This window comes from Bradyrhizobium sp. Pha-3 (genome assembly GCF_042258615.1).
GTDB lineage: Bacteria > Pseudomonadota > Alphaproteobacteria > Rhizobiales > Xanthobacteraceae > Bradyrhizobium.
Map to the genome: position 1 here is coordinate 8898132 of NZ_CP170152.1, position 22858 is coordinate 8920989.

The following is a 22858-nucleotide window of genomic DNA, read 5'->3' on the forward strand; positions in this document are numbered from 1 at the left end:
GTTGTTAGTCTATACCGCGTCGATGCCGGAATCGATCCTCGCCGTCTGGCGTGCGCCGGTCGCGGCCGCGAAGCCCGGCTGGTCGAAGAAGTCGCGGCCGGGAATCGCATCGAGCAGGTCGCGCGTATAGGCCTGACGCGGCGCGGTGAAAACCTCGGCCGTGGTGCCCTCCTCGACGATACGCCCCGTCTGCAGCACGATGACGCGGTCGGCGATCTCGGCGGCGATCCGCAGATCATGGGTGATGAAGATCATCGCGAGCCGCATCTCCTGGCGCAGCTCGGCGAGCAGCGCCAGCACCTGGGCCTGCACCGAGACGTCGAGCGCCGACACCGCCTCATCGGCGATCAAGACCCGCGGCTTGAGCGCGAGCGCCCGCGCGATGCAGATCCGCTGGCGCTGGCCGCCGGAGAATTCGTGCGGATAGCGATCGGCAGCAGCCCCTGACAACCCGACCCGGACCAGCAGCTTCCGCGCTAGCGCCATCGCCTCGGTGCGCGAGGTGCCGTAAGCCATCGGCCCGCGCGCGATGGCATCGCCGATCTTCTGGCGCGGATCGAGGCTGGCAAACGGATCCTGGAACACGATCTGAAGCCGCTGCCGCGCCTGGCGCAACGCCTCGCCGCGCAGCTGCCGAAGATCGGCGCCGCCGAAGCGGATGGCGCCGGCATCCGGTTCGGTCAGCCGCATGATCATGCGCCCGAGCGTCGACTTGCCGGAGCCGGATTCGCCGACGACGGCAAGCGTCTCGCCCTCGTGCAGCGTCAACGAGATGCCATCCGCGGCGACGACCTCGCGCGGCGGCTGCAACCAGCCGCGCTTGACGCGAAAGGTCTTTTGCAAGCCGACGACTTCCAGCAGCGGCTCGGGCCGCACGATGGCGTCATGGATGTCGGCGAGCCGTGCCTTCGGCACCGCGTCGATCAGTTCGCGCGTGTAGGCGGCCTGCGGATTGCGCAGCACCTCGCTGACCGTGCCCTGCTCGACCACCTTGCCATGGCGCAGCACCACCACGCGGTCGGCGACATCGGCGACGACGCCGAAATCATGGGTGATCAGCAACACGCCCATGCCGCGCTCGCGCCGGAGATCGTCGATCAGGCGCAGGATCTGGCGCTGGGTCGTGACGTCGAGCGCGGTGGTCGGCTCGTCCGCGATCAGCAGCGCAGGCCGGTTGGCCATCGCCATCGCGATCATCACGCGCTGGCGCTGGCCGCCGGACAGCTCGAACGGATAGCTCTTTTCCAGCAGCTGAGGGTTCGGCAGCCCGACCTGCGTCAGCAGCGTCTGCACCCGCTCGCGAACCTCTGCCATCGATGGTGTCGGCCGCTGGTGCGCCAGGATCATCTCCTCGATCTGCTTGCCGACCCGCTTGAGCGGATTGAGCGAGGACAACGGCTCCTGAAAGATCATCGCGGCGTTGCCGCCGCGCAAATTCCGCAGACCGCGGCCGTCGAGTTGCGACGGATCCTGCCCCGCGACCATCACGGTGCCGGATACGATATCGACGCCCCGCGGCAACAGCTGCAGCACCGCATGGGCGATCATCGACTTGCCGGAGCCGGATTCACCGACCAGACAGACCACCTCGTTGGGCTTGATCTCAAACGACACATTCTCGACCGCGAAGGGGCGGTCGCCGCCTTTGGGAAGCGCGATCGAGAGGCGATCGACGGACAGAACGGGTGCGTTGGATTGCATGGTTTCGCTCATGACCGGCGCCTCGAGACGCGCGGGTTGAGCACATCGGACAGCCCTTCGCCGAACAGGTTGATCGCCAGCACGGTGACGAGAATGGCAAGGCCGGGAAACACGCTCATCCACCACGCATTGCGGATTGCGGTGCGCCCCGCGCCGATCATGAAGCCCCACGACATCAAATTGGGATCGCCGAGCCCCATGAAGGACAGCGCACTCTCCAGCAGGATCGCGGTCGCTACCGTCAGCGACGTCACGACCAGGATTGGCGAGATCGCGTTCGGCAGGATGTGGCCGAGCACGATGCGCCAGGTGCGCTCGCCCTGGCACAGCGCCGCCTCGACGAATTCGCGGTTCCGCAAACGCAGGAACTCCGCGCGAGTCAGCCGCGCCAGCGGCGGCCAGCTCACCGCCCCGATGGTCAGAATGATCGTGAGCAGCGACGGATTGAAGGTTGCGACCAGCAGGATGGCCAGCACGAAGGCCGGAATGGTCTGGAACAATTCCGTCATCCGCATCAGCACCAGATCGACCTTGCCGCCGAAATAGCCCGAGATCGCGCCGACCACGACGCCGATCGCCATCGCCGCAAGCGCCGATGCGATGCCGATCAACAGCGAGACGCGCGCGCCATAGGCGACGCCGGCTGCGACATCGCGGCCGAGCGTATCGCCGCCGAGCCATAGCCCGTCCTCGCCGGGCGGCGTGAACGGCGCACCGACCATCTCCCAGGGCGAGACCGGAAACACGATCGGCGCTGTTATCGCGACGACAACGACGATCAGCAGCAGGACAAGCCCGATCATGCCGCTGGGGTGACGCAGGAAGGCGCGCACCGTCTCCATCACGCCGCTCCCGTGGTCATGCGCGGATCGATCAGCCGGTAGACCAGGTCGGTCAGGAGGTTGAGCGCGATCACGACGATCGAGAGGATCAGGAAGATGCCGAGCAGGACCGGATAGTCGCGTTGCAGCAGCGCCTCGAAGGTCAGGCGGCCAAGGCCGGGCCAGGCGAACACCGTCTCGATCACCACGGCGCCGCCGACCAGCGCGCCGGCCTGCATGCCGGCAACGGTGACGACCGGCACCAGCGCATTGCGCAGCATGTGACCGACGACGATCCGCGTTCCGGACAGCCCTTTGGCACGCGCCGTCTTGATAAAGTCCTGTTGCGCAACCTCGATGATCGAGGATCGCATCAGCCGCGCATAGATCGCGAGGTAAATCGCTGCCAGCGACGTCACCGGCATGATCATGTGCTTCATGATGTCGAGCGCGTGCTCGATCGGAGAGAGCTGGACGTTGATGGTCTCGTAGCCGAACGGCGGCAGCCAACCGAGCGTCACCGAGAACACCAGCACCAGCATCAGGCCAAGCCAGAACACCGGCGTCGCATACAGCACGAGCGAGAGCAGGGTAAACACCGTATCGAGCACGCTGCCGGCCGCGAGGCCGGCCAGCGCGCCGAGCGCGGTGCCGATCAGCAGCGCGAGACAGAACGCCGTGACCGTCAGCAGCAGCGTCGCCGGCAGCCGCTCGAGGATCAGATCGACGACCGGGCGGCGCTGGCGGTAGGAGTAGCCGAGATCGAGCCTGACGACGCGGCCGAGGTGGCTCGCGAGCTGGACGAAATACGGCTTGTCGAGCCCGTACTCCTTGCGCAGATCATCGAGCAATTTTGGATCGGACGCACCGGATTGTCCGGCCATCACCTGGGCCGGATCGCCGGGGGCGGCCCGCACCAGCACGAAGTTGAACGTCGCGATGACGAGGATCACGGCAACGAGCTGGGCGATGCGGCTGATCGCCTGGAGCCCGATCGCCGCTGCGCTCCCGAGCCGGTTCACGATTTGTAGACCGAACCGAAGGTTTCGTGCGAGCCGATGCCCGTGGTCACGATGTTCTTGAACGCCTTGTCGTAGATGATCGGGTATTCGATCTCGAGCGTCCAGGCCACCGGCACATCCTCGACCAGGATCTGCTGCACCTTGCTGTAGAGCTCCTGGCGCTTGGCTTCGTCGAGCGTGATTGCAGCCTCGTCGAACAGTTTGTCGACCTCGGGATTCGAGTAGCCTTGCGTGTTCGAGAACAGGATGCCCTTCTTGATGTTCGACGAAATATAGGTGCGCGCCACGCCGAGCGCTGGATCGCCGAGCTGGTAGAGCAGGTTCTGGGTCATCTCGTAATCCCAGTTGCCGACCTTCTCGGCCCAGCCGGCCATGTCGGTGCCGACAAGCACGAGGTCGATGCCGACGCGCGCAAAGCTCTGGCGGAAGAACTCGCCTGCGCGCTGATAGGACTCGCCATAGGGCGGCACGATGTACTTGATCTCGGCCCGCTTGCCGCTCGCGCCAGGCTTTAGTCCCATTTCGTCGAGCAGCGCCTTGGCCTTGTCCACGGAGAACTCGTAGCGTTTCACGTTCGGATCGTAGAACCGCGTCTTCGACGAGATCGGGCCGGTCGCGACCTTGGCGTTGCCGAAATAGACACGCTTGCTGAATGCCTCGCGATCGATCAGGTGCATCACCGCCTGCCGGAACCGTTTGTCGTTCATCGGCGCGATGCGGTTGTTCATTTCGAGCCACTGATGCGGCGCGAAATACTCATAGCCCTTGGTGGTGAATTCGAGATTCTTCTGCGCCTTGAAGCGCTGCACGTCATAGAATTCGACGTCGGACCATTGCACCAGCTGCACGGTGCCGTTCGCGAGCGCGAGCGCGCGCGACGCCGCATCCGGAATCACGCGGTAGACGATCTCGTCGAGATAAGGCTCGTCCTTCAGATAGTAGCCGTCGTGGCGCACGAGGTGGACGTGCGAGCCGCGCACCCATTCCTTCAGCTTGAAGGGGCCGGTGCCGATCGCCTTGTCGTTCTCCGGGTTCTTGCGATAGTCGGTGCCGTCGTAGATGTGCTTGGGCACGATCGGCGCGGACGTGCAGTCGAAGCAGCCGATGAACGGCGCGAACGGCTGCTTCAGCTTGAACACGACGGTGAGCGGATCGGGCGCCTCGGCCGAGGCCACGCGCGAAAAATTCTGCCGCGCGCGCGGATGGGTCTCCACCAGCAGCTTCATGCAGCTGAACACCACGTCTTCCGAGGTCATCGGCTTGCCGTCGTGGAAGGTGATGCCGGGAAACAGCTTGAATGTGTAGGTCAGGCCGTCGGGCGAGATCTCCCAGGACTGCGCCATGCCGGGCATCGGCTTGAGGTCGGCGCCGTATTTCAGCAGGCCTTCATAGATCTTGCCGCCGAGCGTCAGGGTCGGCTGCTGCTGGTTCAGCGCGGTCACCAGAACCGGCGGCTCGGGCTGGATGATGGTGTTGAGCGTTCCACCGCGGGTCTGGCCTGCCGCCCGCGTGATGCCGAACGGGATGGCTGCACCGCAGGCCAGCATTGCCTTGGTGAATTCGCGTCTGTTCATCGGACCTCTCCGTCGCCGCGCGTCAGGCATTCGATTTCGGCGAATGTCGCGGGGTGAGGCATTGTTGCCAAATGCCCTAGCCCGCGCTACCTGAATGGGGACAACAACCATCGCGATCGGGCCAACTGGCCCGGAAGATGCATGAGCACCCTGCGAAAACGACGATCGATCAGGAGCTCACGACACTTGAAAGTCGCAGCGCGACGAAATGACACCACCGGCTTGCGCGTCTGCCGCAAGCAATCCGGTCCCGTAGCTGCCGCGCATTATGCCGGACAACTGCAACAGGTCGAACGGCCGCTCGCGGCGATGGCGGCCTCTTATCCGAACGAAAGCACGAGCGCGCGACACGCGCACCGACGCGATCAGTTCATCCTGCAGACCGCAGGCGTGACCTCGATGATGACCGAGCGCGGCCATTTCGTCGTGCCGCCCGGCCATGGCCTGTGGATTCCGGCCGGCGTCGCACACCAGTCGCGCGCATGGGGCGAGGTCGAGATCCAGACCATCTATGTCACGCCCGACCGCGTGCGGAACGCGCCGGCAACCTGCCGCCTGATCAGGGTCTCCGCGCTGGTCGAAGCGCTGATGGAAGAAGCTGTGCATATGCCGACCCGTTACGACCTCGAAGGGCGCGACGGCCGGCTGGTCGATTTCCTGCTGGATGAGATCGGCAGGATGCCCGAAGTGTCGCTGCATGTGCAGGTGCCGCCCGATCCGCGGCTCGCCGCGATCTGCGAAGCGGTGCTGATCGATCCGAGCTCCGATCTCACGCTCGACGAATGGGCCGATCGCAGCCAGCTCAGCCGGCGCACATTAACGCGTCTGTTCCGGCGCGAGACCGGACAGAGCTTTGCGGCCTGGCGGCAGCGGGTGCGGCTGCTCGAAGCGCTGGCACGGCTCGGCGCCGGCGAAGCCGTCACCTGCGTCGCGCTCGACGTCGGCTATGACAGCCCGAGCGCGTTCGCCGCGATGTTCAAGCGCGAGCTCGGCGCCGCACCGCGCCAGTATCTGCGCTGGGCCGATCCCGAAGTGGTGTTGAGGTAGGCGCATTCGCGTCACGCACCCGCGGAACGCAAAACCCCTGCGGTCAACGGGAAAGACCGCAGGGGTTTGCAGGTGGATGGCGTGAGGCCAGCAAGGCTGGGTGTCACCCCAAGGACCGGCAGGCGGATGAAAGCGACACCCGCCTCGTCATGCAAGCAAGTCTTTTAGGCAGGAGTGCGTCAACATTCGCAAGCAAGGCGCGCGAGAGGACGGCGATCCTCACGCGCGCGTTGCATGCAACCGTTTAGTCGTTGCGTGCGACCGCCGTCAGCTTGGTCATGTTGTGCAGCATGATCCGGCCGCGCTGCAGGTCGACGATGCCGTCCTTGCGCCAGGTCTGCAGTTGCCGGTTGACGCTCTCACGCGCCGCACCGACGAAGATGCCGAGCTGTTCCTGCGAGATGTGCACCTCGGAACCGAAATCCTCGGCCAGCGCGCACAGCCGGCGCGCGAGGCGGACCGGCAACGGCTGCAGCACGGATTCTTCCATCCGCTCGCTCTGCCAGCGAATGCGCTGGCACAGCAATTCGATCAGCCTGACCGCGACCTTGGGCTCGCGCTCGAGGAAGCCCAGGAAATCCTCCCGCCGCAAGACGAACAATTCGGTGGGCTCGCCGGCGGTCGCATCCGCGGTGCGATCCTGTCCGTCGAGCACGGCGACTTCGCCGAACAGATCGCCGGATCCCATGAAGTTCAATGTGAGCCGGCTGCCGTCGGAGGCGCCGGTTTCGATGCGCACCTGCCCGCGGCGGACCCCAAACAGGGCGTCGCCGGGATCGCCTTTCTGGAACAGCACCTCGCCGGTGGCGAGCTGCTGGGTGTGGCAGAGGCCCGAAAGCCGCGCCAATTCGTCCGCACCGAGATCGGCGAACATAGGGTTCATTTTCAGAATGACCGCAAATTCGGCCTGTTTGCTCATTGTAATGCCTTCCAAATCGATCCGAACGGTCCCCCGACGCCCGGTTAGCAACAATCACCCTCATAAGAGTGTGTGAGAGGTCACATAAGTTCATGCTGGTAACGGATTATTTTTACGGTCGTTGGAGCGAGGTCCCGTTTGCGGGATAATCTGGTGCGATCGGCCGTGCCTTTCCGCGGCGGAACCGTGTCTGCCCGGCCTGGAATATCGAGATGAGAGCACTGAAATTCGCCGGGGCCGCCATCGCTGCCGTGATCGTGATCATCGCGCTGGTGGCCGCGGTCGGGATCCCGTCCTCCTTCCTGACGTCGGCCATCACCGAGCGGGTCGAGCGGGAGACCGGCTACACGCTCAGCATCAATGGCGGCGCCAGGATTGGCCTCTGGCCGACCGTCAATCTGGTGCTGAGCGATGTTGTGTTGCAGGACCCGCGGGAGCGTGAGGTCAACAACCGGTTCGCGGCTGATCGGGTCGAAGCCGAGATGACGCTGTCGAGCCTGTGGTCGGGCCGGCCCGACATCACCGACCTCGTGATCGTCAAGCCGGTGGTCAATCTGCCGCTGCAGCGCGAGCGCACCCGCGACCATAACCCGCCGGCGAAATCGTCCGCGTCCGACAATGGCGGCCTCACGATCCGGCATGTCAGTATCAGCGGCGGCACTCTCGTGTTCTCCAATGTGCGCGACCGGGTCGAGAACCGGATCGAGACGCTCAATGCCGATGCGACCATCGGCAACGACCGCAGGATCGTCGTCACGGGGAGCGCGAGCACCGGTGACAAGCCGCTGAAGTTCGAGATCCGCGCGACCGCGCCGCAAGCGCCGCTGGACCATCAGAGCGTGCCGGCCGAGTTCAACATCGATGCACCCGGCCTGTTGCCCGCGCCGATCAAGGCGAATGCGGAAGCGCGCCTGAACGGCACGGTGGTGATGTTCAACGGCGTATCGGGCACGCTCGGCGATGGCGGCTTCACTGGCTGGGCCTCGGTCGACTTCGCCAGCAACAAGCCGCTGGTGAAGCTCGATCTCGACTTCCAGCGCATGACGATGGCACTGACGCCGAGCCAACCCGATGCGGCGCAGCCATTGGGCACCAACATTTGGAGCAATGCATCGATCGATCTTGGCGGGCTCAACTACGTCGACGCGCAGGCGCGCATCTCGGCGGCGGAGCTCGTGATCGGCGACGGCCGCTTCGCGCAGGCGGCGATCGATGCATCTGTTGACAGCGGCGTGCTGAAGGCCCGGCTTGGCAATCTCGGCGCCTATGAGGGCACCGCCAATGGCGACGTCACGATCGACGCGAGGGGCGCTACTCCAACCTATGCGCTGCGGCTCGATCTCGCCGGCGTGCGCGCGCTGCCGGTGCTGAAGAGCCTTGCCGAATTCGACAAGCTCAACGGCAGGATGCAGGCGAAGATCGCGCTGACGGCGCAGGGCACCAGCGCGCGCGCCGTCGTCGGCAATCTCGGCGGTACCGCGTTCGTCGTGTTCCAGGACGGCAAGATCCTCGGCCTCAACGTCGCGCAGATGATCCGCAATCTCACCACCAGCACCTTGTCGGGCTGGCAGCAGAGCCAGGAGCTGTCGACCGATCTCAGCCAGCTCTCGGCTTCGTTCAAGCTCGACAAGGGCCAGGCCGTCACCACGGATCTCAATCTGATCGGCCCGCTGGTGAAGATGAGCGGGGTCGGCACCGTCGACCTCAACACCCGCCAGATCGGGTTCCGCGTCGAGCCGCAGCTCGTGATGACCACCGAAGGCCAGGGCCGCGCCGGCAATCCGGTCGGCCTCGGCATCCCCGTGATGATCGAGGGGCCGTGGGTGTCCCCCCGGATCTATCCGGAGATGCAGGGCATCCTCGATAATCCCGAGGCCGCCTACGCAAAGCTCAAGGAGATGGGCAAGGGCCTGTTCGGCGCGAATGGCCAGGGTCTGAACCAAGGCCTGAGCCAGGGCATGGACGGGCTCACCAACCTCCTCAACGGCGTGCAGGGCGGCGGGACCAGCGCGCAGCCCGGCACCGGCCAGAACAACCCGCTCGGCGGGCAGCTCGGCGACACCATCGGGAACCTGCTGCAGCAGGGCCTCTCCACCCTCAATCAAGGCAGCGCCTCCCGCCCGAGCCGCAGCCTGGCCCAGCCCACCCCCGACGCGCCGCCGGCCGCCGCACCACCACCGCCCGCCCCTCCGCCGGCCGACACCGCCGAGCAGCACGACAATCCCGCGATGAACGACGTGCTCCGGCAGCTGTTCAGCCGCTGAATATTCCCGGATATCCCCCGCCGGAATGCAGGGCTAACCATGCGACGGGAGGCCCCGCTTTGCCTCGCCGATCCGTGCTAAACAGCAGCGATACAGTGGCGCACCCGACCGATTGGAGGGGACGGACGAGGCTGGATGAACGGGGCACCGGACAAAGGCAAGAACTGGTTCCTGCGCGGCGGTCTGTTCGCCAAATACGTCCTCGCGCTGGTCGGTCTCGTCGTGTTCGTGCTCGCGGTCAACGGCGCGCTCGAGACCTGGATCAGCTATCGCGGCATCAGGAGCACGCTCACCGACGCGATGAGCGAGAAGGCGGACGCCACCGCCAAGCACATCGAGCAATCGATTTCCAATCTCGAGCGGCAGATCTCCTGGGTGACCCGCGCCTCCTCCAACACGATCGAGCTGCGCCGCGCCGATTATGCCCAGTTGCTCGGCCAGGTGCCGGCGGTGAACCAGCTCACCCTGATCAACGGCCAGGGCCGCGAGATGCTGCGGCTGTCGCGCCAGACCGTCACGCTGAACTCCAATGCCGACCTCTCCCGCGACCTCCGCTTCACCGAGGCTGTCGCGCGCGGCACCGCCTACGCGCCGGCGTACTTCCGCGACGAGCGGCCGTATATGTCGATCGGCGAGCAGCATTCCGGCTTCAACGCCGGCGTCACGGTCGCCGAGATCGACCTGCGTTTCCTGGGCGACTATTTCGGCGATTCCCAGGTCGGCCGCACCGCTTACGCCTATCTCGTCGACGCCAAGGGCCGCGTGCTCGCGAGTTCGTCGAAGGGCCCCGAGGTCGGCAAGGACCTCGCCGCGCTGCCGCAGGTCGCCGCGGTGCTGTCGCCGAGCGGCAGGCCGATCGCCTCCGGCAAGGATGTCGACGGCAACGCGGTGCTGACGACCGCGACAGCAGCGCCGGACCTCGGCTGGCACGTCTTTGTCGAGCAGCCGACGGCGCAGGCGCTGTCGCCGATCCGCGACCAGCTGGTGCGCATCGCGCTTTTGATCGCGCTCGGCCTCGTGGTCGCGATCATCGCCGGCACGATTCTGGCGCGGCGCATGCTGGTGCCGATCACCGCGCTGCGTACCGGCGCGCGGCGGTTAGGGGCCGGCGATTTCGGCCACCGCATCGACGTGAAGACCGCGGATGAGCTGGAGGAGCTCGCCGGGCAATTCAACAGCATGGCCTCGCAGCTCGCCGAAACCTATTCCGGCCTCGAAGGCAAGGTGAAGGAGCGCACCCGCGACCTCGCGCAATCGATCAACGAGCTGAAGGTGCTGGAGGAGGTCGGCCGCGCGGTGGCGTCCTCGCTCGACCTCAACGCCGTGCTGCCGACGGTCGCCGCCCGCGCGCTCGAGATCACCCATGCCGACGCCGTGCTGATCTATGGCTATGACGCGACGAACCGCACATTCAACCTGACGCAGTCGATCGGCATCGACGGCGAAGCCGAGGGGCATCATCGCGCGATCGACGCGGCGAACAGCCCGCTCGGCGAAGCCGCAGCGAAGGGCGAGCCGCTGGCGTTTCCCGATCTCGCCACGAGAGCGTTTTCGAGCGAAGTGGATACCGGTTCGCGTGAAGAAAACGCGTCAAAACAAGAATCCAGTGCCGATCATCCGCTGCGCGATGTCGTGGTCGGCGCCGGCTTCCACTCGGTGCTTGTGGTGCCGCTGGTCGATCAGCAGGGCGTGCTCGGCTCGCTGGTGGTGCTGCGCAAGACGGCCGGCGATTTCCCCGCGAACCTGATCGGCCTGATGAAGACTTTTGCGCACCAGGCGGTGCTGGCGATGCGCAACGCGCGGCTGTTCACCGAGGTGGACCAGAAGAGCCACGCGCTGGAGCAAGCCAATTCCACCGTGCGCGAGCAGGCCGACAAGCTGCGCGAGCAGACCGAGCAGCTCAAGGACTGGAACAAGTCGCTGGAGCAGCGGGTCGAGACCCAGCTCGGCGAGATCGAGCGCATCCGAAGGCTCGAGCGCTTCCTGGCGCCGCAGGTGGCGCAGCTGATCGCCTCCTCCGACAATCCCGAGGGCCTGCTCGACAGCCACCGCCGCGAAGTCACCGTCGTGTTCTGCGACCTGCGCGGCTTCACCGCCTTCACCGAGGCGACCGAGCCGGAAGAGGCGATGAACGTGCTGCGCGAATATCACGCGGCGCTCGGCAAGCTGATCTTCAAGTACGAGGGCACGCTCGACAAATATGCCGGCGACGGCGTGATGATCCTGTTCAACGCGCCGATCCAGCTCACCGACCACACCGCGCGCGCGGTGCGGATGGCGGTGGAGATGCGCGACACGGTCGGCCCCCTGACCGAGAAGTGGCGCAACCGCGGGCATAGCCTCGGCTTCGGGATCGGCATCGCGCTCGGCTATGCCACGCTCGGCCAGGTCGGCTTCGAGCAGCGGCTGGAATATGCCGCGATCGGCAGCGTCACCAACCTCGCCTCCCGCCTGTGCGGCGAGGCCAAGGCCGGCCAGATCGTGGTGAGCCGCCGCGTCTACGGCATGGTCGAACCCCTTGTCGAAGGCCGCGCCATCGACGACCTCGTGCTGAAGGGTTTCAATCACCCGATCCTGGCCGCGGAGATTTTGCGCTGGAAAGGCGAGCCATCAGCGGAAGCGGCGGCGGAGTGATCCGCGCACGCACGTCGCCGGAGCGCCAGGACAAACCCGTCATCCCCGCGCAAAGGCTTCGCCTTTGTCGCTGGAGGTGCGAGCGGAGCGAGCCTCGAAGGATGCACGGCCCCGCTCGTGCCCGTCGACCCTTCGAGACGCGCTACGCGCTCCTCAGGGTGACGGTTCGGGAGCCCGCTTCGCTGCGGCGCTGTCGCGAGGAAAGACTGTCCGCCCCCGTCTACCAGCGGGAACCCGCTACCGCCCGAACCTTGCATTCGCGCGGAAAGTGTGTATATTGGGGCCATTCGATTAGCCGTTGCGCCTTGTTGAATGGTCAGAACGGCCCTCCTCCAAAGACATCGTCAGTTGAATGGATGGCGCGCGATTCTGCGCAACACATGCGCAGACGCGCATTTTGGAGAAGAGAAGATGGCGACAGGTACTGTGAAGTGGTTCAACGGCCAGAAGGGCTTTGGTTTCATCGAGCCGAGCGACGGCAGCAAGGATGTGTTCGTTCACATCAGCGCAGTCGAGCGTGCCGGTCTGACTGGCCTCGCTGAAGGCCAGAAGGTCTCGTTCGAGCTGAAGACCGACAAGATGCGCGGCAAGACCAGCGCCGAGAATCTTCAGATCGTCTGAGTTTTTTACTTCGGCATGATATCAGCGCAAACGCGTTCCGCGTTTGTCGCGATCATGCCGGTTCGTCATTCCACGGATGTACTGGGATGACGTTGCGGCCCGCTCGATCCACCCGGATTGGGCGGGTTTTAGCATGTCTTGCTGCGCGCGTTCCCAAAGCACGCCGCATCGCGCCGTTCCGTGCAACAGCCGCGAAGCGTTCGCAGCGGGATCATGCCTTGGAGAGAACGCCGATGACCGCCAGGAAGCCCACGCCATCGCCCGCGAGCCTCGCCAGGGCCGACCGCCAGCGGCTGGCGGCCGAGGAAGGCGCGCGCGCCATCGCCGAGGTCGAGCGCGACGCGACCGCGATCCGCAAGAACATGGAGCGCCTGCGGGCGCTGCGCGAAGCCCGCGAGGCCACGGCTGCGGCCGAAGCCGAGCTGGCGCCGGCGCCCATCGCCAAGAAGAAAGCGCGCGTGAAGCGCATCGTGCGCTGACGCTGCGCTGTTTTGATTGCGGCGGAAACCGAATGAGCCGCCTGCCTCCCTCGTCATTGCGAGCGAAGCGAAGCAAACCATAGTTCAGCATACGCGAAGCCATGGATCGCCGCGTCGCTTGCGCTCCTCGCAATGACAGCTCTGCACCACCGTTAGTTCCGTCATCCTGAGGTGCGAGCGGAGCGAGCCTCGAAGGATGCACGGCCACCAGCCGGGGCCGTCGACCCTTCGAGACGCGCGCAAGAGCGCGCTCCTCAGGGTGACGGCGCTGCACCCAATCTAGTCCCCGATCAACATTGTCAAACAGCGGAAGGGATGTGCGTTCGCGATATCGCGACGCCCGAGGGATGCGATCAACTCACCCTCAATGATCGTGAGAGGGCGCAGAGAAGGCCGGGCGCCGAGTTGGGACGTCAAGACAAATCCTGATATTCAGAATAATCTAAGCGACTAGAAGATAGCAACTGCTGCGACATTGCTTTCATTTCCGCGAACTCCCACGGGCCTCAAATCAACATCCAGTGAATCTGCTTGCCTCCGTAATCACGATCACGACCCTTCCCACCCCTCCCAGGAATAACCCATCCACCACCTCACTCGCGTCATGACGGGCGCGCGGAACCGCGTGCTCGCCGAGAACAAGAACACGCGAGGAATGGGATTGATGACAGGTTTGGACGGGACGCACGCTGCGGCGTCGGTGGTGGCGCTGCACTGCTCGCTGGGGTCGGGGCGGCAATGGACGAAGCTTGCGGGCGCGCTCAGTGGCAGGCCGTTCATGGCGCCAGATATTTCCGGCTATGGCGTTGCCGCCTGCGGGCGCGACTGGCCGCGGACGCTGGATGGCGAGATCGCGCGGCTCGAGCCCTGGCTCGCCAACGCCACGGGGCCGCTCCATCTGGTCGGGCATTCCTATGGCGGGGCGATCGCGTTCCGGCTGGCGACCACTTCGCCTTATGCGCAGCGCATCCGCAGCCTGACGCTGATCGAGCCGGTGCTTCCGACGCTCTTGCGTGATGGGGCATCACGCAAGAGCTCTCTTTGTGAGCATGATCTTATCGGAAAACCGCTTCACACTTTTCCGGATCATGCTGTGCGCGACGGCTCCGCCGACGTGCGGCTGTTCGATCGCTTCGCGCGGATCGCGCAGGTGGTGTCGCAGGATATTTTCGACGGCGCGGTGCTGGAGGCGGTCGAGGCGTTCACCGCGTTCTGGGCCGGCTCCGGCCCGCGCGAGCAGTTCTCGCCGAGCGGGCGGCTGCGGATGATCGAGCAGGCCGACAAGCTGCCTTACGATTTCAACGCCGCGCTCGATCTCGACGGCGTGGCGGACGCCGCGCGTGCCTTGCGGGTGCCGACGCTCTTGGTGTCGGGCGGGCTGTCGCCCTATGTGACGCAGCGCATCGTCGCAAAACTCGCCGCGATCATTGATGGCGCCGAGATCCGGCATCTGCCGGCCGCCGGCCACATGCTGCCGGTGACGCATGCCGAGCGGGTCAATCCGGAGATCCTCCGGCACATCCGGCGCGCCGAGGAGCTGGCGAAGCTGGAGTTCGCCGCGTGTGCCGGGCCGACTGAGGCGGCTGCCGCGGCGGCGCAGCCGGCTGGCTCGGCGAGGCCCCATCTGGTATTCAGGAGGAGCTTCAATTGACGCGTTTTCTTCACGCGAACCGGTCTCCACTTCGCTCGAAAACGCGCTGCATTCTGGGAATAGTTTGCCGATGATTTTGTCCCGCCTGCGCGCAACCGCCCTCGCCGCCTCGGCGCTGCTTCTGTTCGCGGCCTCTCCCGCGCTTGCCGCGGGCGAGGCCGACGCTGTGCCGAAGGGCGCGGCGGTGACGGTGCTGAAGGCCTCGAAATTCTGCTTCGGCAATATCGTCGAGGTCTCCGGCATCGTGCTGGCGCGCGACGAGCAGCAGGTGCGGCCGGACCGGTTCGGCTTGAAGGTGGCGGAGGTGAAGGCCGATCCCGGCGACACCGTTACCGCGGGCCAGGTGCTGGCGCGGCTGACCGACGGCACCAACGCGATCAACCTCACGGCGCCGGTGGCGGGCACGATCTCGGCCTCGTCGGCGATCATAGGCAGCCCGGCATCGGGCAAGGACGCGCTGTTCTCGATCATCGCCAAAAGCGAATACGATCTGGTCGGCATGGTGCCGACCCGCGACATCGCCAAGCTGAAGACCGAGCAGACCGCGCGGCTGAAGATCATCGGCGCCGGCGAGATGGACGGCAAGGTGCGGATGATCGCGCCGACCATCGAGCCGAACAGCCAGCTCGGCCAGGTGTTCGTCGGCATCGCATCGAACCAGCGGCTGCTGGTGAATTCGTCGGGCCGGGCGCAGATCAAGACCGGGCAGAGCTGCGGCGTCGCGGTGCCGCTGACTGCGATCCTCTATTCCACCGCGGGCACCGTGGTGCAGGTGGTGCGCGGCGGCCGCGTCGAGACGCGGCGGGTGGAGACCGGATTGATGTCGGCCGGCCAGGTCGAGATCCGCGACGGCATCCAGGAAGGCGACATCGTCGTCGCCCGCGCCGGCGCGCTGCTGCGCGAAGGCGATCCGGTGCGGCCGGTGGGCGCGAGCGCGGACGCGAAGTAGACGGTGCACGACGTTAGGTGAGCACACCTGTCAGGCTCCCTCTCCCCTTGTGGGAGAGGGTTGGGGGTGAGGGGTATCCCTCCACACGGCAAACTGCATGGAGAGACCGCGACCCCTTACCCGGATTGCATCTGGCGATGCAATCCGGCCTCTCCCACAGGGGGAGAGGCGAAGCGGAGCGAGCGGCGCGGCATCCACAGTGTCGTCCTGGCGAAATCCAGGACCCACCACCGGCAGAAATTTTTCGAAGATTAGCAGTGAACGCGCGCCACGGTACACGCAGCACGCTTCACTGATGGATCACGCGGTATGGGTCCTGGCTTTCGCCAGGACGACATTTGAGGAGACGACGTGGCTCAGCCGCCGAGCTTGATGTCTTCCAGCAGCGAGGACGACACGCTCGGCACCTGCTCGCCTTCGCTGGCGCGGGAGATCGCGACGCGGGTCTTGTTGAAGGCGGTCTCGGCGCCGGCCTGGGCGTTGAGGTTGTTGATGAGCTCGGAGACCAGCACGCTGTTCGCACCCTTCGAGTCGTCGGCGACCTTGCCCGGCGTGGCCGAGCTCAGCACGATGGTGTTCTCCGGCGGGCTGATCGGGGCGAGGCCGTGCGAGAAGGCACGGAAGCGGCGCTCATAGGGATTGCGGCGCGAGGCATCGAGCACGACGAGCTTGGCTTTCGCACCGCGCTCCTTCATCGCATCGAGCACGGACTCGACGCTGACGCCGGTGCGCTTGACGTCGGCTTCCTTCCAGATCGTGGCATCGACCGGGATCATGTAGCTCTCACGGCCGACCTGCACGCCGTAGCCGCCGAAGAACAGCATCACGACGGTGTCGGGGCGGATCTTGGCCTTCATGCGCTCGATCGCGCGGAACATGTCGTCCCTGGTCGCGTCCTCGACCACGTCGACGTCGAAGCCTTCGCGGCGCAGCGCCGACGACAAAGTGCGGGCATCGTTGATCGGCTGGGCCAGCGGCGCGGCTGCGTCCGGATAATGGCCGTTGCCGATGATCAACGCGAGGCGGGAGGCGCCGGCCGCAATGCTGCCGGTCTGCCCGGCGGTGACGGCCCCGGCAACAGTCTCCTTGGCAACATCCGGTGTCCGCTTGTTGAGCGCCGCATGGGCGCCAATCGCCAGCGACACCGTGCCGGCCACCGCCACGCAGACGGCGATGGTGCGACGGGAAATCTGAAGCTGCCTAAGGTTCATAACGTTCTAGTCCCAATCTCTATCCCGATGGCGTTCGAGCGAAATCGCGCCAGTTAGTCGCGTCAGTGACGATCAGGTTTAATGGGGTTGAGGTGTGTGTGCCGTTGAACTCAGCTCAATTTGCGGCGCCGCAACAAACACTCCCTTAACCCGGCCGGACCGCCGGAGCAACCCGGTTTGCAGCATGCTGCCGCCCGGCACAGGCCATTGACGCCGTTAAGATGCCGTTACGTGATCTCGGTCACATTTGTATTTTGTAGGGATTCATGTAGGTTTCCAAAGACTTGCGCGTTTGGGGGAGGACCGGAGGGAAACACTGCCGGGGCGGCGGCGTTAACCGGTTCCTTGAGAAAGGCATTCATGAGCCTTCACGAAATCGCCGGGACGGTGTGCCGGGCGCTGACCGCCAGGAAGGACGGCCCGTCGCTTTACGACGTCTGCGACCCCGTGCTGCAGGCCTATCGCGGCGGCGATGCCCATCTCGGGAAGTTCTACCGAACCGCGCTCGGCAATCCACCGCTGCGCGCGCTGCTCCGCCGCACCGGCCTGCCGGCGCTAAAGGATTCCGACCGCCTTGCCGGCTTGCGCGCGGCGCTGACCGAGGCGCGCGATGCCGCGGCTCCGGACTGGGCGGCGATCGGCGCCCCGGTCGCCGACCTGATGGACGGCATCGGCGTGCGCCACCCCGCCCCGCCGGCCGCCAGCGCGACGGCGTGCCCGCCCGCAATGGCTGCGATCGACCACGTGATCCGCTCGACCGGCGCGCATCTGCTCGGTTCGTTCGGCAGATGCGGCTTCATCCCGACCTATGCCGCGTTCAACCTGATCGGCGACCCCGACATCAGCGGGCGCGAGATGCTGATGGCGCTGACCGGACTTAACGCGCGCGGTTACAAGAACTCGACCTTGCTGTTCAGCCTGGCGCGTATCTTCATCGCGCATTCGCCGGCGCGCGCGCTGATCAACCCGCCATGGCGCGGCATCGCCGAGCCGATGTGGGAGCCGGTGCAGATCCGCCATCGCTCGGCCTATTACGACGCGTTCTTCACCGAGGCGCTGCTGAGTTATGTCGAGACCGGGCTCGCGTCGCCGCATGAAGCGGGCGCGGCGCGGCGCGCGGTCGCCGAGATGGTGGATTTCTGCCTCAAGACCAGCGCCGAGCAGGTGCCCTCGCATGACGGCTCGGTCGTGAAGGTGATTACCGCGCTGGCGCCAGGACGGCATCCGCGCTTCTCGCGCTTCTTCACCCAGATCAAGCAGGACCTCGGCTTCGGCGTCTATGTGCCCGATTGCGACACCACGGCGTGCGCGTTCTCGGCCGCGACGCAGGCTGGCTCCGACGACCCGATCCTGCAGCAGCCGCTGCTGGATTTCTACCGCGGCTACCAGGTCCGCGCGGGCGCCAACGAGCCGCGCGTCACCGTGCCGCTCAACGATAACATCGACTATGAGGGCGGCGTCGTCACCTGGATCGACAATCTCGCCGGCGAGCGGCCTTATGGCAACGACCTCGATCCGACGCTGAACCTCGACATCCTCGAGGTCTCGTTCCGCAACCTCGCCCGCTGGCGGATCATCGAGACGCCGCAGCGGCTGGAGACGGTGCATCGCATTATCGCCTTCCAGAAGAGGTTGGTCGAAAGCGGCGCGTTCAGGAATCCGCGCTCGCACATCTATTACCTGCCGGAGCTCTATTCGGCCTATTTCGGCCGCTGCTACGCCGCCTTCATCGCGCTGCCGCTGGCCGCGCAGCGCGTCATCGATCCCGGCAATGTGTTCGCGCTGATCCGCGCCCGCGTGCTCGGCTACGTGCAGGGCGAGCTGATCGCGCATGAGATGAATCCGTTCGACGCCGCGCTCGCGCTGATGGCGCTGGCGCATCTTGGCGCCGAGGTCTCGACCTTCACGCCGGCGCTGCACTGCATCGTGCAAGGCCTCGGCGAGGGCGGCCGCAAGGGGCCCTACCGGGCCTATGAATGGAACAAGATGAAGACGCCGACGCGGATCCTGGTCGGCGGGCCCGAGGTGACGTCGGCCTTCGTGCTGATGGCTCTCGCGCTGGCCAGGAAGCGAATGGCCAACGTTTCGTAGCCCGGATGGAGCGCAGCGTAATCCGGGAACCGTCTTTCAACGGAAACACCGTCCCGGATTACGCTTCGCTCCATCCGGGCTACGAGACTGCGAATGGCGCATACGCAGGGGAATGACGCGAAGTTGAAACTGGCGGAAACACGACACCACTGGCAGGGTTGCCCAATTGCCCGCACAATGCTTGCCGATCCTTTGGGCACTGAACGCCGAACGAAAGACCTGGCCGGGAATGCCGATGCTCAAGACGCTGCTCACTGCTGGCCTGCTGCTGTCGCTGCCGACGCTGGCTGCCGCCGCCGACATCACCGGCGTGCCGAAGATCCGCGACGGCGACCAGCTCATGATCGGCAGCGTCAAGATCCGACTCGGCGGGATCGACGCGCCGTCGACCGACCAGCTCTGCCTCAACACCAAGGGCGAGCGCTGGACCTGCGGCGTCGCCGCGCGCGACGAGCTGATCAAGCATGCCGGCAACAAGAGCTGGACCTGCCACGCCCGCACGGTCGATCGCCGCGGTCGCACCATCGCGCGCTGCGAGGTCGACGGCGAGGACATCCAGAAGTGGATGGTCAGCAATGGCTGGGCGCTGGCCTTCACCCGAATCTCGCATGACTACGAACCGGACGAGAAGGCGGCGCGCGAGGCCAAGGTCGGAATGTGGCAGGGCGCGTTCATCGCGCCATGGGACTGGCGCGTGCGCAACAAGAAGACCGCCGTGCTCGGCGCGGTGAAGCCGCCGGATGGCGCCAACGCGATCCTGCTCGCCTCGGCCTCCGGTCCGGTGGCGCCGTCGCCCGACTGCACCATCAAGGGCAACGTCAACCGCTCCGGCGAATGCATCTTCCATCAGCGGAGCAGCCGCTGGTACGCCAAGATCGAGATGAAGATCAGCAAGGGCACGCGCTGGTTCTGCTCGGTCGAGGAGGCCGAGGCCGCCGGCTGCCGCGAGACCCGGCGCTGAGGCGCGCCACGCACTGATCCGGAAGCGTGTGCCGTGACCGATGTCGAGATCGATCCACCTTCCACGCGACGGCGCAGCCGCCTCCGGCAAGCGCAGATGCTGCTGCTGTTCATCCTGGCCTCCTATCTGATCGCGGCCTATCTGGTGCTGCCGGCGCTGTGGACGCACCACGAACATCAGAAGGGCCTGGCCAATCTGCCGATGGTGACCCGCACCGCGCAGGGCATTCCCGGCGACCCCATGAACGTCGGGCTGATCGGCGACACCAAGGACGTGGTCTGCGCGATGCATGAGGCCGGCTGGTTCCCGGCCGACCCGGTCACGCTGAAATCCTCGATCGAAATCGTCGGCTCCGTGCTGCTCGATCGTCCCTACAAGGATGCGCCGGTGAGCAACCTGTTCTATCTCGGCCGCCGCGAGGATCTCGCCTTCGAGCGGCCGGTCGGATCGAGCGCGGATCGTCGCAACCATGTCCGGTTCTGGAAAGTGCTCGATCAGGGCGAGGAGAAGCGCCCGGTGTGGCTTGGCGCTGCGACGCTCGACCGCAGCGTCGGCATCAGCCACTACACTGGTGCGGTGACGCATCATATCGCAGCCGACCTCGATGCCGAACGTGCGCTGCTCGCCACGGACCTTGAGTCCGCCGGCATGGTGACCGCGAAGTACCAGGTGACCGGCATCGGCCCGACCTTCGATGGCCATAACGGCGGCGGCGATCTCTATTACACCGACGGCGAAATCTGGGTGCTGCGGCTGGTCGAGGCCTGCAGCAAGAATCACGGCCCGGTCGAGCAGATCCCGAGCCCCGCCGCGACCGAATTCAAGGACCAGGTCTGGCGCGCGGTCGTCGGATCGATCGGCAAATAGAGCTGTGTCCCGCGCTTTTGGAAACGCTGGATTGCCTAGACCTGCTCGCAATCGCGGCCGCGATGGCATATCCTCCACACTTGACCCCTCACACGCATGATTTGCGTAGCTTTACCCAAAAGGAACAGGACGATGACCGTTCGCGCGGGCCGGGAATTTCTGGCCATCCCCGGGCCCACCACGATGCCCGATCAGGTGCTGCAGGCGATGCATCGCCCGGCGCTCGATATCTACTCCGCCGAGATGTTCGAACTGACCGAAAGCCTGCTGCGCGATCTCTCGAAGCTGTTCGCCACCATGGGCAAGTCCTACATCTACATCGCCAACGGCCATGGCGCCTGGGAGGCAACGCTCTCCAACGTGCTGTCGCGCGGCGACAAGGTGCTGGTGCTGGAGAGCGGGCGCTTTGCGATCGGCTGGGGCCAGGCGGCGGCCGCGATGGGCGCCGATGTCGAGGTGCTGAAGGGCGACTGGCGCCGCGCGATCCGCCCGGCCGAGGTCGAGGAGCGGCTGCGCCGCGACAAGGAGCACAAGATCAAGGCGATCCTCGCCGTGCAGGTCGACACCGCCTCGGGCGCCTATAACGACATCGAGGCGATCGGCAAGGCGATCAAGGCCGCGGGCCATCCCGCGCTGTTCATGGTCGACACCGTGGCCTCGCTCGGCTGCATGCCGTTCGAGATGGACAACTGGTATGTCGACGTCGCGATGTCCGGCTCGCAGAAAGGCCTGATGACGCCGCCCGGGCTCGGCTTCGTCGCCGCCAGCGACCGTGCCTGGGACGCACACAAGAAGGCCGATCTGCGCACGCCCTATTGGGACTGGACCGAGCGCGAAGGCTCCGAGCACTACCGCAAATATGCCGGCACCGCGCCGGTGCATCTGTTGTTCGCGCTGCGCGAGGCGATCAACATGCTGCACGCCGAGGGTCTGGAGAATGCCTTCGAACGGCATCGCCTGCTCGGCGAAGCGGTGCGCCGCGCGGTTGCGGTCTGGGGCGAGGGCCAGGTGCTCGGCTTCAACATCACTGAACCCGCCGAGCGCTCCAACACAGTGACCACGGTGACCGTGAAGGGCGCCGATCCCGCCGCGATCCAGCGCTATGCCAAGGAGAAATGCGGCGTGGTGCTCGGCACCGGCATCGGCGACCTGCAGGGCCAGGCGTTCCGCATCGCGCATATGGGCCACGTCAACGCGCCAATGATCCTCGGCACGCTCGGCGTCGTCGAGGTCGCGCTCACCGCGCTGAAGATCCCGCACGGCAAGGCCGGCGCCGACGCCGCCATCCAGTGGCTCGGCGAGAACGTGAAGGCGTAACGCTGCAGCCAGTTCGCACTTCAAACCCGTCATCCTGAGGAGGCGGCGAAGCCGCCGTCTCGAAGGATCGACGGCCGTGCTCTCGCCGCGAGGGAATCGGAGCACGCCGAGATATCCGGGCTGTGCATCCTTCGAGACGCGCTTCGCGCTCCTCAGGATGACGGGAAAGGCTGTTCGCCGTGTGACCAAACGCCCGCGAATATTCGCCCATTGACGCTCGCAATGCTTGCTTCATGATCGATGCGCGATACGCGCGAGATCATCACGATGGGCATCTACGTCTACATGCTTCGTTGCGCCGACAACTCGTTCTACGTCGGCAGCGCTACGGGCGACGATCTCGCGCCGCGTATCGAACAACACAATGCGGGCGCCTTCCCTGGCTACACCTATAGCCGGCGACCCGTCGTCCTGGTCTGATCGGAGTATTTCGAGCGCATTACCGACGGCGTCGCCGCGGAGCGGCAGATCAAGGGCTGGAATCGGGCGAAGAAGGAGGCACTGATCAAATCGGATTGGGCCACGATCAGCCAACTGGCTCACCGACGCGGAGCAACCCCTTCCCCGTCATCCTGAGGAGGCCGCGGAGCGGCCGTCTCGAAGGATCGACGGCCGTGCTCTCGCCGCGAACGAGTCGGAGTGTGCAGAAACAGCCGGGCCGTCGATCCTTCGAGACGCGCGCAAGAGCGCGCTCCTCAGGATGACGGGAGCAACGAAGCGGCACCCCGA

The 22858-nt window shown here is 65.7% G+C and carries 17 protein-coding genes and 1 pseudogene; 12 read left to right on the forward strand and 6 right to left on the reverse strand.

Annotated elements, in window-relative coordinates; all coding sequences use genetic code 11:
* Nucleotides 1–9: 9 nt before the first annotated feature.
* From ACE10Z_RS41530 to ACE10Z_RS41545, 4 genes are read right to left on the reverse strand one after another with little or no spacing between them, the layout of a single operon-like run.
* A complete protein-coding gene (locus tag ACE10Z_RS41530; protein ID WP_375785845.1) occupies nucleotides 10–1713 on the reverse strand; it encodes a dipeptide ABC transporter ATP-binding protein in 1704 nt (567 codons plus the stop codon).
* Nucleotides 1710–2543 (reverse strand): ABC transporter permease, encoded by an 834-nt coding sequence (locus ACE10Z_RS41535; protein ID WP_375785846.1) that lies wholly within the window; start codon nucleotides 2541–2543, stop codon nucleotides 1710–1712. Before ACE10Z_RS41535 ends, ACE10Z_RS41530 begins: the two co-directional genes overlap by 4 nt.
* Nucleotides 2543–3544: an ABC transporter permease gene (locus tag ACE10Z_RS41540; RefSeq protein ID WP_375785847.1), complete on the reverse strand. Its 1002-nt coding sequence runs from the start codon at nucleotides 3542–3544 to the stop codon at nucleotides 2543–2545. The genes ACE10Z_RS41535 and ACE10Z_RS41540 overlap by 1 nt, the downstream gene beginning before the upstream one ends.
* Nucleotides 3541–5118, reverse strand: a complete 1578-nt coding sequence (locus ACE10Z_RS41545; RefSeq protein WP_375785848.1) for an ABC transporter substrate-binding protein — start codon at nucleotides 5116–5118, stop codon at nucleotides 3541–3543. The genes ACE10Z_RS41540 and ACE10Z_RS41545 overlap by 4 nt, the downstream gene beginning before the upstream one ends.
* Nucleotides 5119–5304: 186 nt before the next feature.
* Between ACE10Z_RS41545 and ACE10Z_RS41550 the strand changes: the two genes are divergently transcribed.
* On the forward strand, nucleotides 5305–6165 hold the full coding sequence (locus ACE10Z_RS41550; protein ID WP_375785849.1) for a helix-turn-helix domain-containing protein: 861 nt from the start codon (nucleotides 5305–5307) through the stop codon (nucleotides 6163–6165).
* A 244-nt stretch (nucleotides 6166–6409) separates the two neighbouring features.
* On the opposite strand, the gene ACE10Z_RS41555 is transcribed toward ACE10Z_RS41550, so the two are convergent.
* Nucleotides 6410–7084: a Crp/Fnr family transcriptional regulator gene (locus ACE10Z_RS41555; RefSeq protein WP_212316557.1), complete on the reverse strand. Its 675-nt coding sequence runs from the start codon at nucleotides 7082–7084 to the stop codon at nucleotides 6410–6412.
* Nucleotides 7085–7296: 212 nt separating this feature from the next.
* On the opposite strand from ACE10Z_RS41555, the gene ACE10Z_RS41560 reads away from it, so the two are divergent.
* From ACE10Z_RS41560 to ACE10Z_RS41585, 6 genes are all read left to right on the forward strand, one after another.
* Entirely contained in the window at nucleotides 7297–9348 is a 2052-nt protein-coding gene (locus ACE10Z_RS41560) for an AsmA family protein (protein WP_375785850.1), read from the forward strand.
* Between the two features lie 135 nt (nucleotides 9349–9483).
* Entirely contained in the window at nucleotides 9484–11982 is a 2499-nt protein-coding gene (locus ACE10Z_RS41565) for an adenylate/guanylate cyclase domain-containing protein (protein WP_375785851.1), read from the forward strand.
* A gap of 411 nt (nucleotides 11983–12393) precedes the next feature.
* Complete coding sequence (locus ACE10Z_RS41570) at nucleotides 12394–12603, forward strand: cold-shock protein (RefSeq protein WP_029084280.1); 210 nt, start codon at nucleotides 12394–12396, stop codon at nucleotides 12601–12603.
* A 233-nt stretch (nucleotides 12604–12836) separates the two neighbouring features.
* Entirely contained in the window at nucleotides 12837–13082 is a 246-nt protein-coding gene (locus ACE10Z_RS41575; RefSeq protein ID WP_375785852.1) for a hypothetical protein, read from the forward strand.
* Between the two features lie 664 nt (nucleotides 13083–13746).
* Entirely contained in the window at nucleotides 13747–14733 is a 987-nt protein-coding gene (locus ACE10Z_RS41580; protein WP_375785853.1) for an alpha/beta fold hydrolase, read from the forward strand.
* Between the two features lie 70 nt (nucleotides 14734–14803).
* A complete protein-coding gene (locus ACE10Z_RS41585; RefSeq protein WP_375785854.1) occupies nucleotides 14804–15682 on the forward strand; it encodes an efflux RND transporter periplasmic adaptor subunit in 879 nt (292 codons plus the stop codon).
* A gap of 356 nt (nucleotides 15683–16038) precedes the next feature.
* On the opposite strand, the gene ACE10Z_RS41590 is transcribed toward ACE10Z_RS41585, so the two are convergent.
* Nucleotides 16039–16893: a caspase domain-containing protein gene (locus ACE10Z_RS41590; protein WP_375785855.1), complete on the reverse strand. Its 855-nt coding sequence runs from the start codon at nucleotides 16891–16893 to the stop codon at nucleotides 16039–16041.
* A 360-nt stretch (nucleotides 16894–17253) separates the two neighbouring features.
* Between ACE10Z_RS41590 and ACE10Z_RS41595 the strand changes: the two genes are divergently transcribed.
* From ACE10Z_RS41595 to ACE10Z_RS41615, 5 genes and pseudogenes are all read left to right on the forward strand, one after another.
* Entirely contained in the window at nucleotides 17254–18984 is a 1731-nt protein-coding gene (locus tag ACE10Z_RS41595) for a hypothetical protein (RefSeq protein WP_375785856.1), read from the forward strand.
* Nucleotides 18985–19219: 235 nt separating this feature from the next.
* Entirely contained in the window at nucleotides 19220–19945 is a 726-nt protein-coding gene (locus ACE10Z_RS41600) for a thermonuclease family protein (protein WP_375785857.1), read from the forward strand.
* 33 nt (nucleotides 19946–19978) lie between these two features.
* Nucleotides 19979–20812: an LssY C-terminal domain-containing protein gene (locus ACE10Z_RS41605; RefSeq protein ID WP_375785858.1), complete on the forward strand. Its 834-nt coding sequence runs from the start codon at nucleotides 19979–19981 to the stop codon at nucleotides 20810–20812.
* 132 nt (nucleotides 20813–20944) lie between these two features.
* Nucleotides 20945–22129, forward strand: coding sequence for a pyridoxal-phosphate-dependent aminotransferase family protein (locus ACE10Z_RS41610; protein ID WP_375785859.1), 1185 nt, complete (start codon nucleotides 20945–20947; stop codon nucleotides 22127–22129).
* A 267-nt stretch (nucleotides 22130–22396) separates the two neighbouring features.
* Nucleotides 22397–22705 (forward strand): annotated as a pseudogene (locus ACE10Z_RS41615) (GIY-YIG nuclease family protein).
* Nucleotides 22706–22858: the final 153 nt, after the last annotated feature.

Bases quoted from the DNA above. Each gene is read 5' to 3' on its own strand.
- ACE10Z_RS41585 (WP_375785854.1), top strand. From the start codon at position 14,804: ATGATTTTGTCCCGCCTGCGCGCAACCGCCCTCGCCGCCTCGGCGCTG.
- ACE10Z_RS41580 (WP_375785853.1), top strand. From the start codon at position 13,747: ATGACAGGTTTGGACGGGACGCACGCTGCGGCGTCGGTGGTGGCGCTG.
- ACE10Z_RS41555 (WP_212316557.1), bottom strand. From the start codon at position 7,084: ATGAGCAAACAGGCCGAATTTGCGGTCATTCTGAAAATGAACCCTATG.
- ACE10Z_RS41560 (WP_375785850.1), top strand. From the start codon at position 7,297: ATGAGAGCACTGAAATTCGCCGGGGCCGCCATCGCTGCCGTGATCGTG.
- ACE10Z_RS41535 (WP_375785846.1), bottom strand. From the start codon at position 2,543: ATGGAGACGGTGCGCGCCTTCCTGCGTCACCCCAGCGGCATGATCGGG.
- ACE10Z_RS41595 (WP_375785856.1), top strand. From the start codon at position 17,254: ATGAGCCTTCACGAAATCGCCGGGACGGTGTGCCGGGCGCTGACCGCC.
- ACE10Z_RS41545 (WP_375785848.1), bottom strand. From the start codon at position 5,118: ATGAACAGACGCGAATTCACCAAGGCAATGCTGGCCTGCGGTGCAGCC.
- ACE10Z_RS41530 (WP_375785845.1), bottom strand. From the start codon at position 1,713: ATGAGCGAAACCATGCAATCCAACGCACCCGTTCTGTCCGTCGATCGC.
- ACE10Z_RS41600 (WP_375785857.1), top strand. From the start codon at position 19,220: ATGCTCAAGACGCTGCTCACTGCTGGCCTGCTGCTGTCGCTGCCGACG.
- ACE10Z_RS41575 (WP_375785852.1), top strand. From the start codon at position 12,837: ATGACCGCCAGGAAGCCCACGCCATCGCCCGCGAGCCTCGCCAGGGCC.
- ACE10Z_RS41590 (WP_375785855.1), bottom strand. From the start codon at position 16,893: ATGAACCTTAGGCAGCTTCAGATTTCCCGTCGCACCATCGCCGTCTGC.
- ACE10Z_RS41570 (WP_029084280.1), top strand. From the start codon at position 12,394: ATGGCGACAGGTACTGTGAAGTGGTTCAACGGCCAGAAGGGCTTTGGT.
- ACE10Z_RS41610 (WP_375785859.1), top strand. From the start codon at position 20,945: ATGACCGTTCGCGCGGGCCGGGAATTTCTGGCCATCCCCGGGCCCACC.
- ACE10Z_RS41565 (WP_375785851.1), top strand. From the start codon at position 9,484: ATGAACGGGGCACCGGACAAAGGCAAGAACTGGTTCCTGCGCGGCGGT.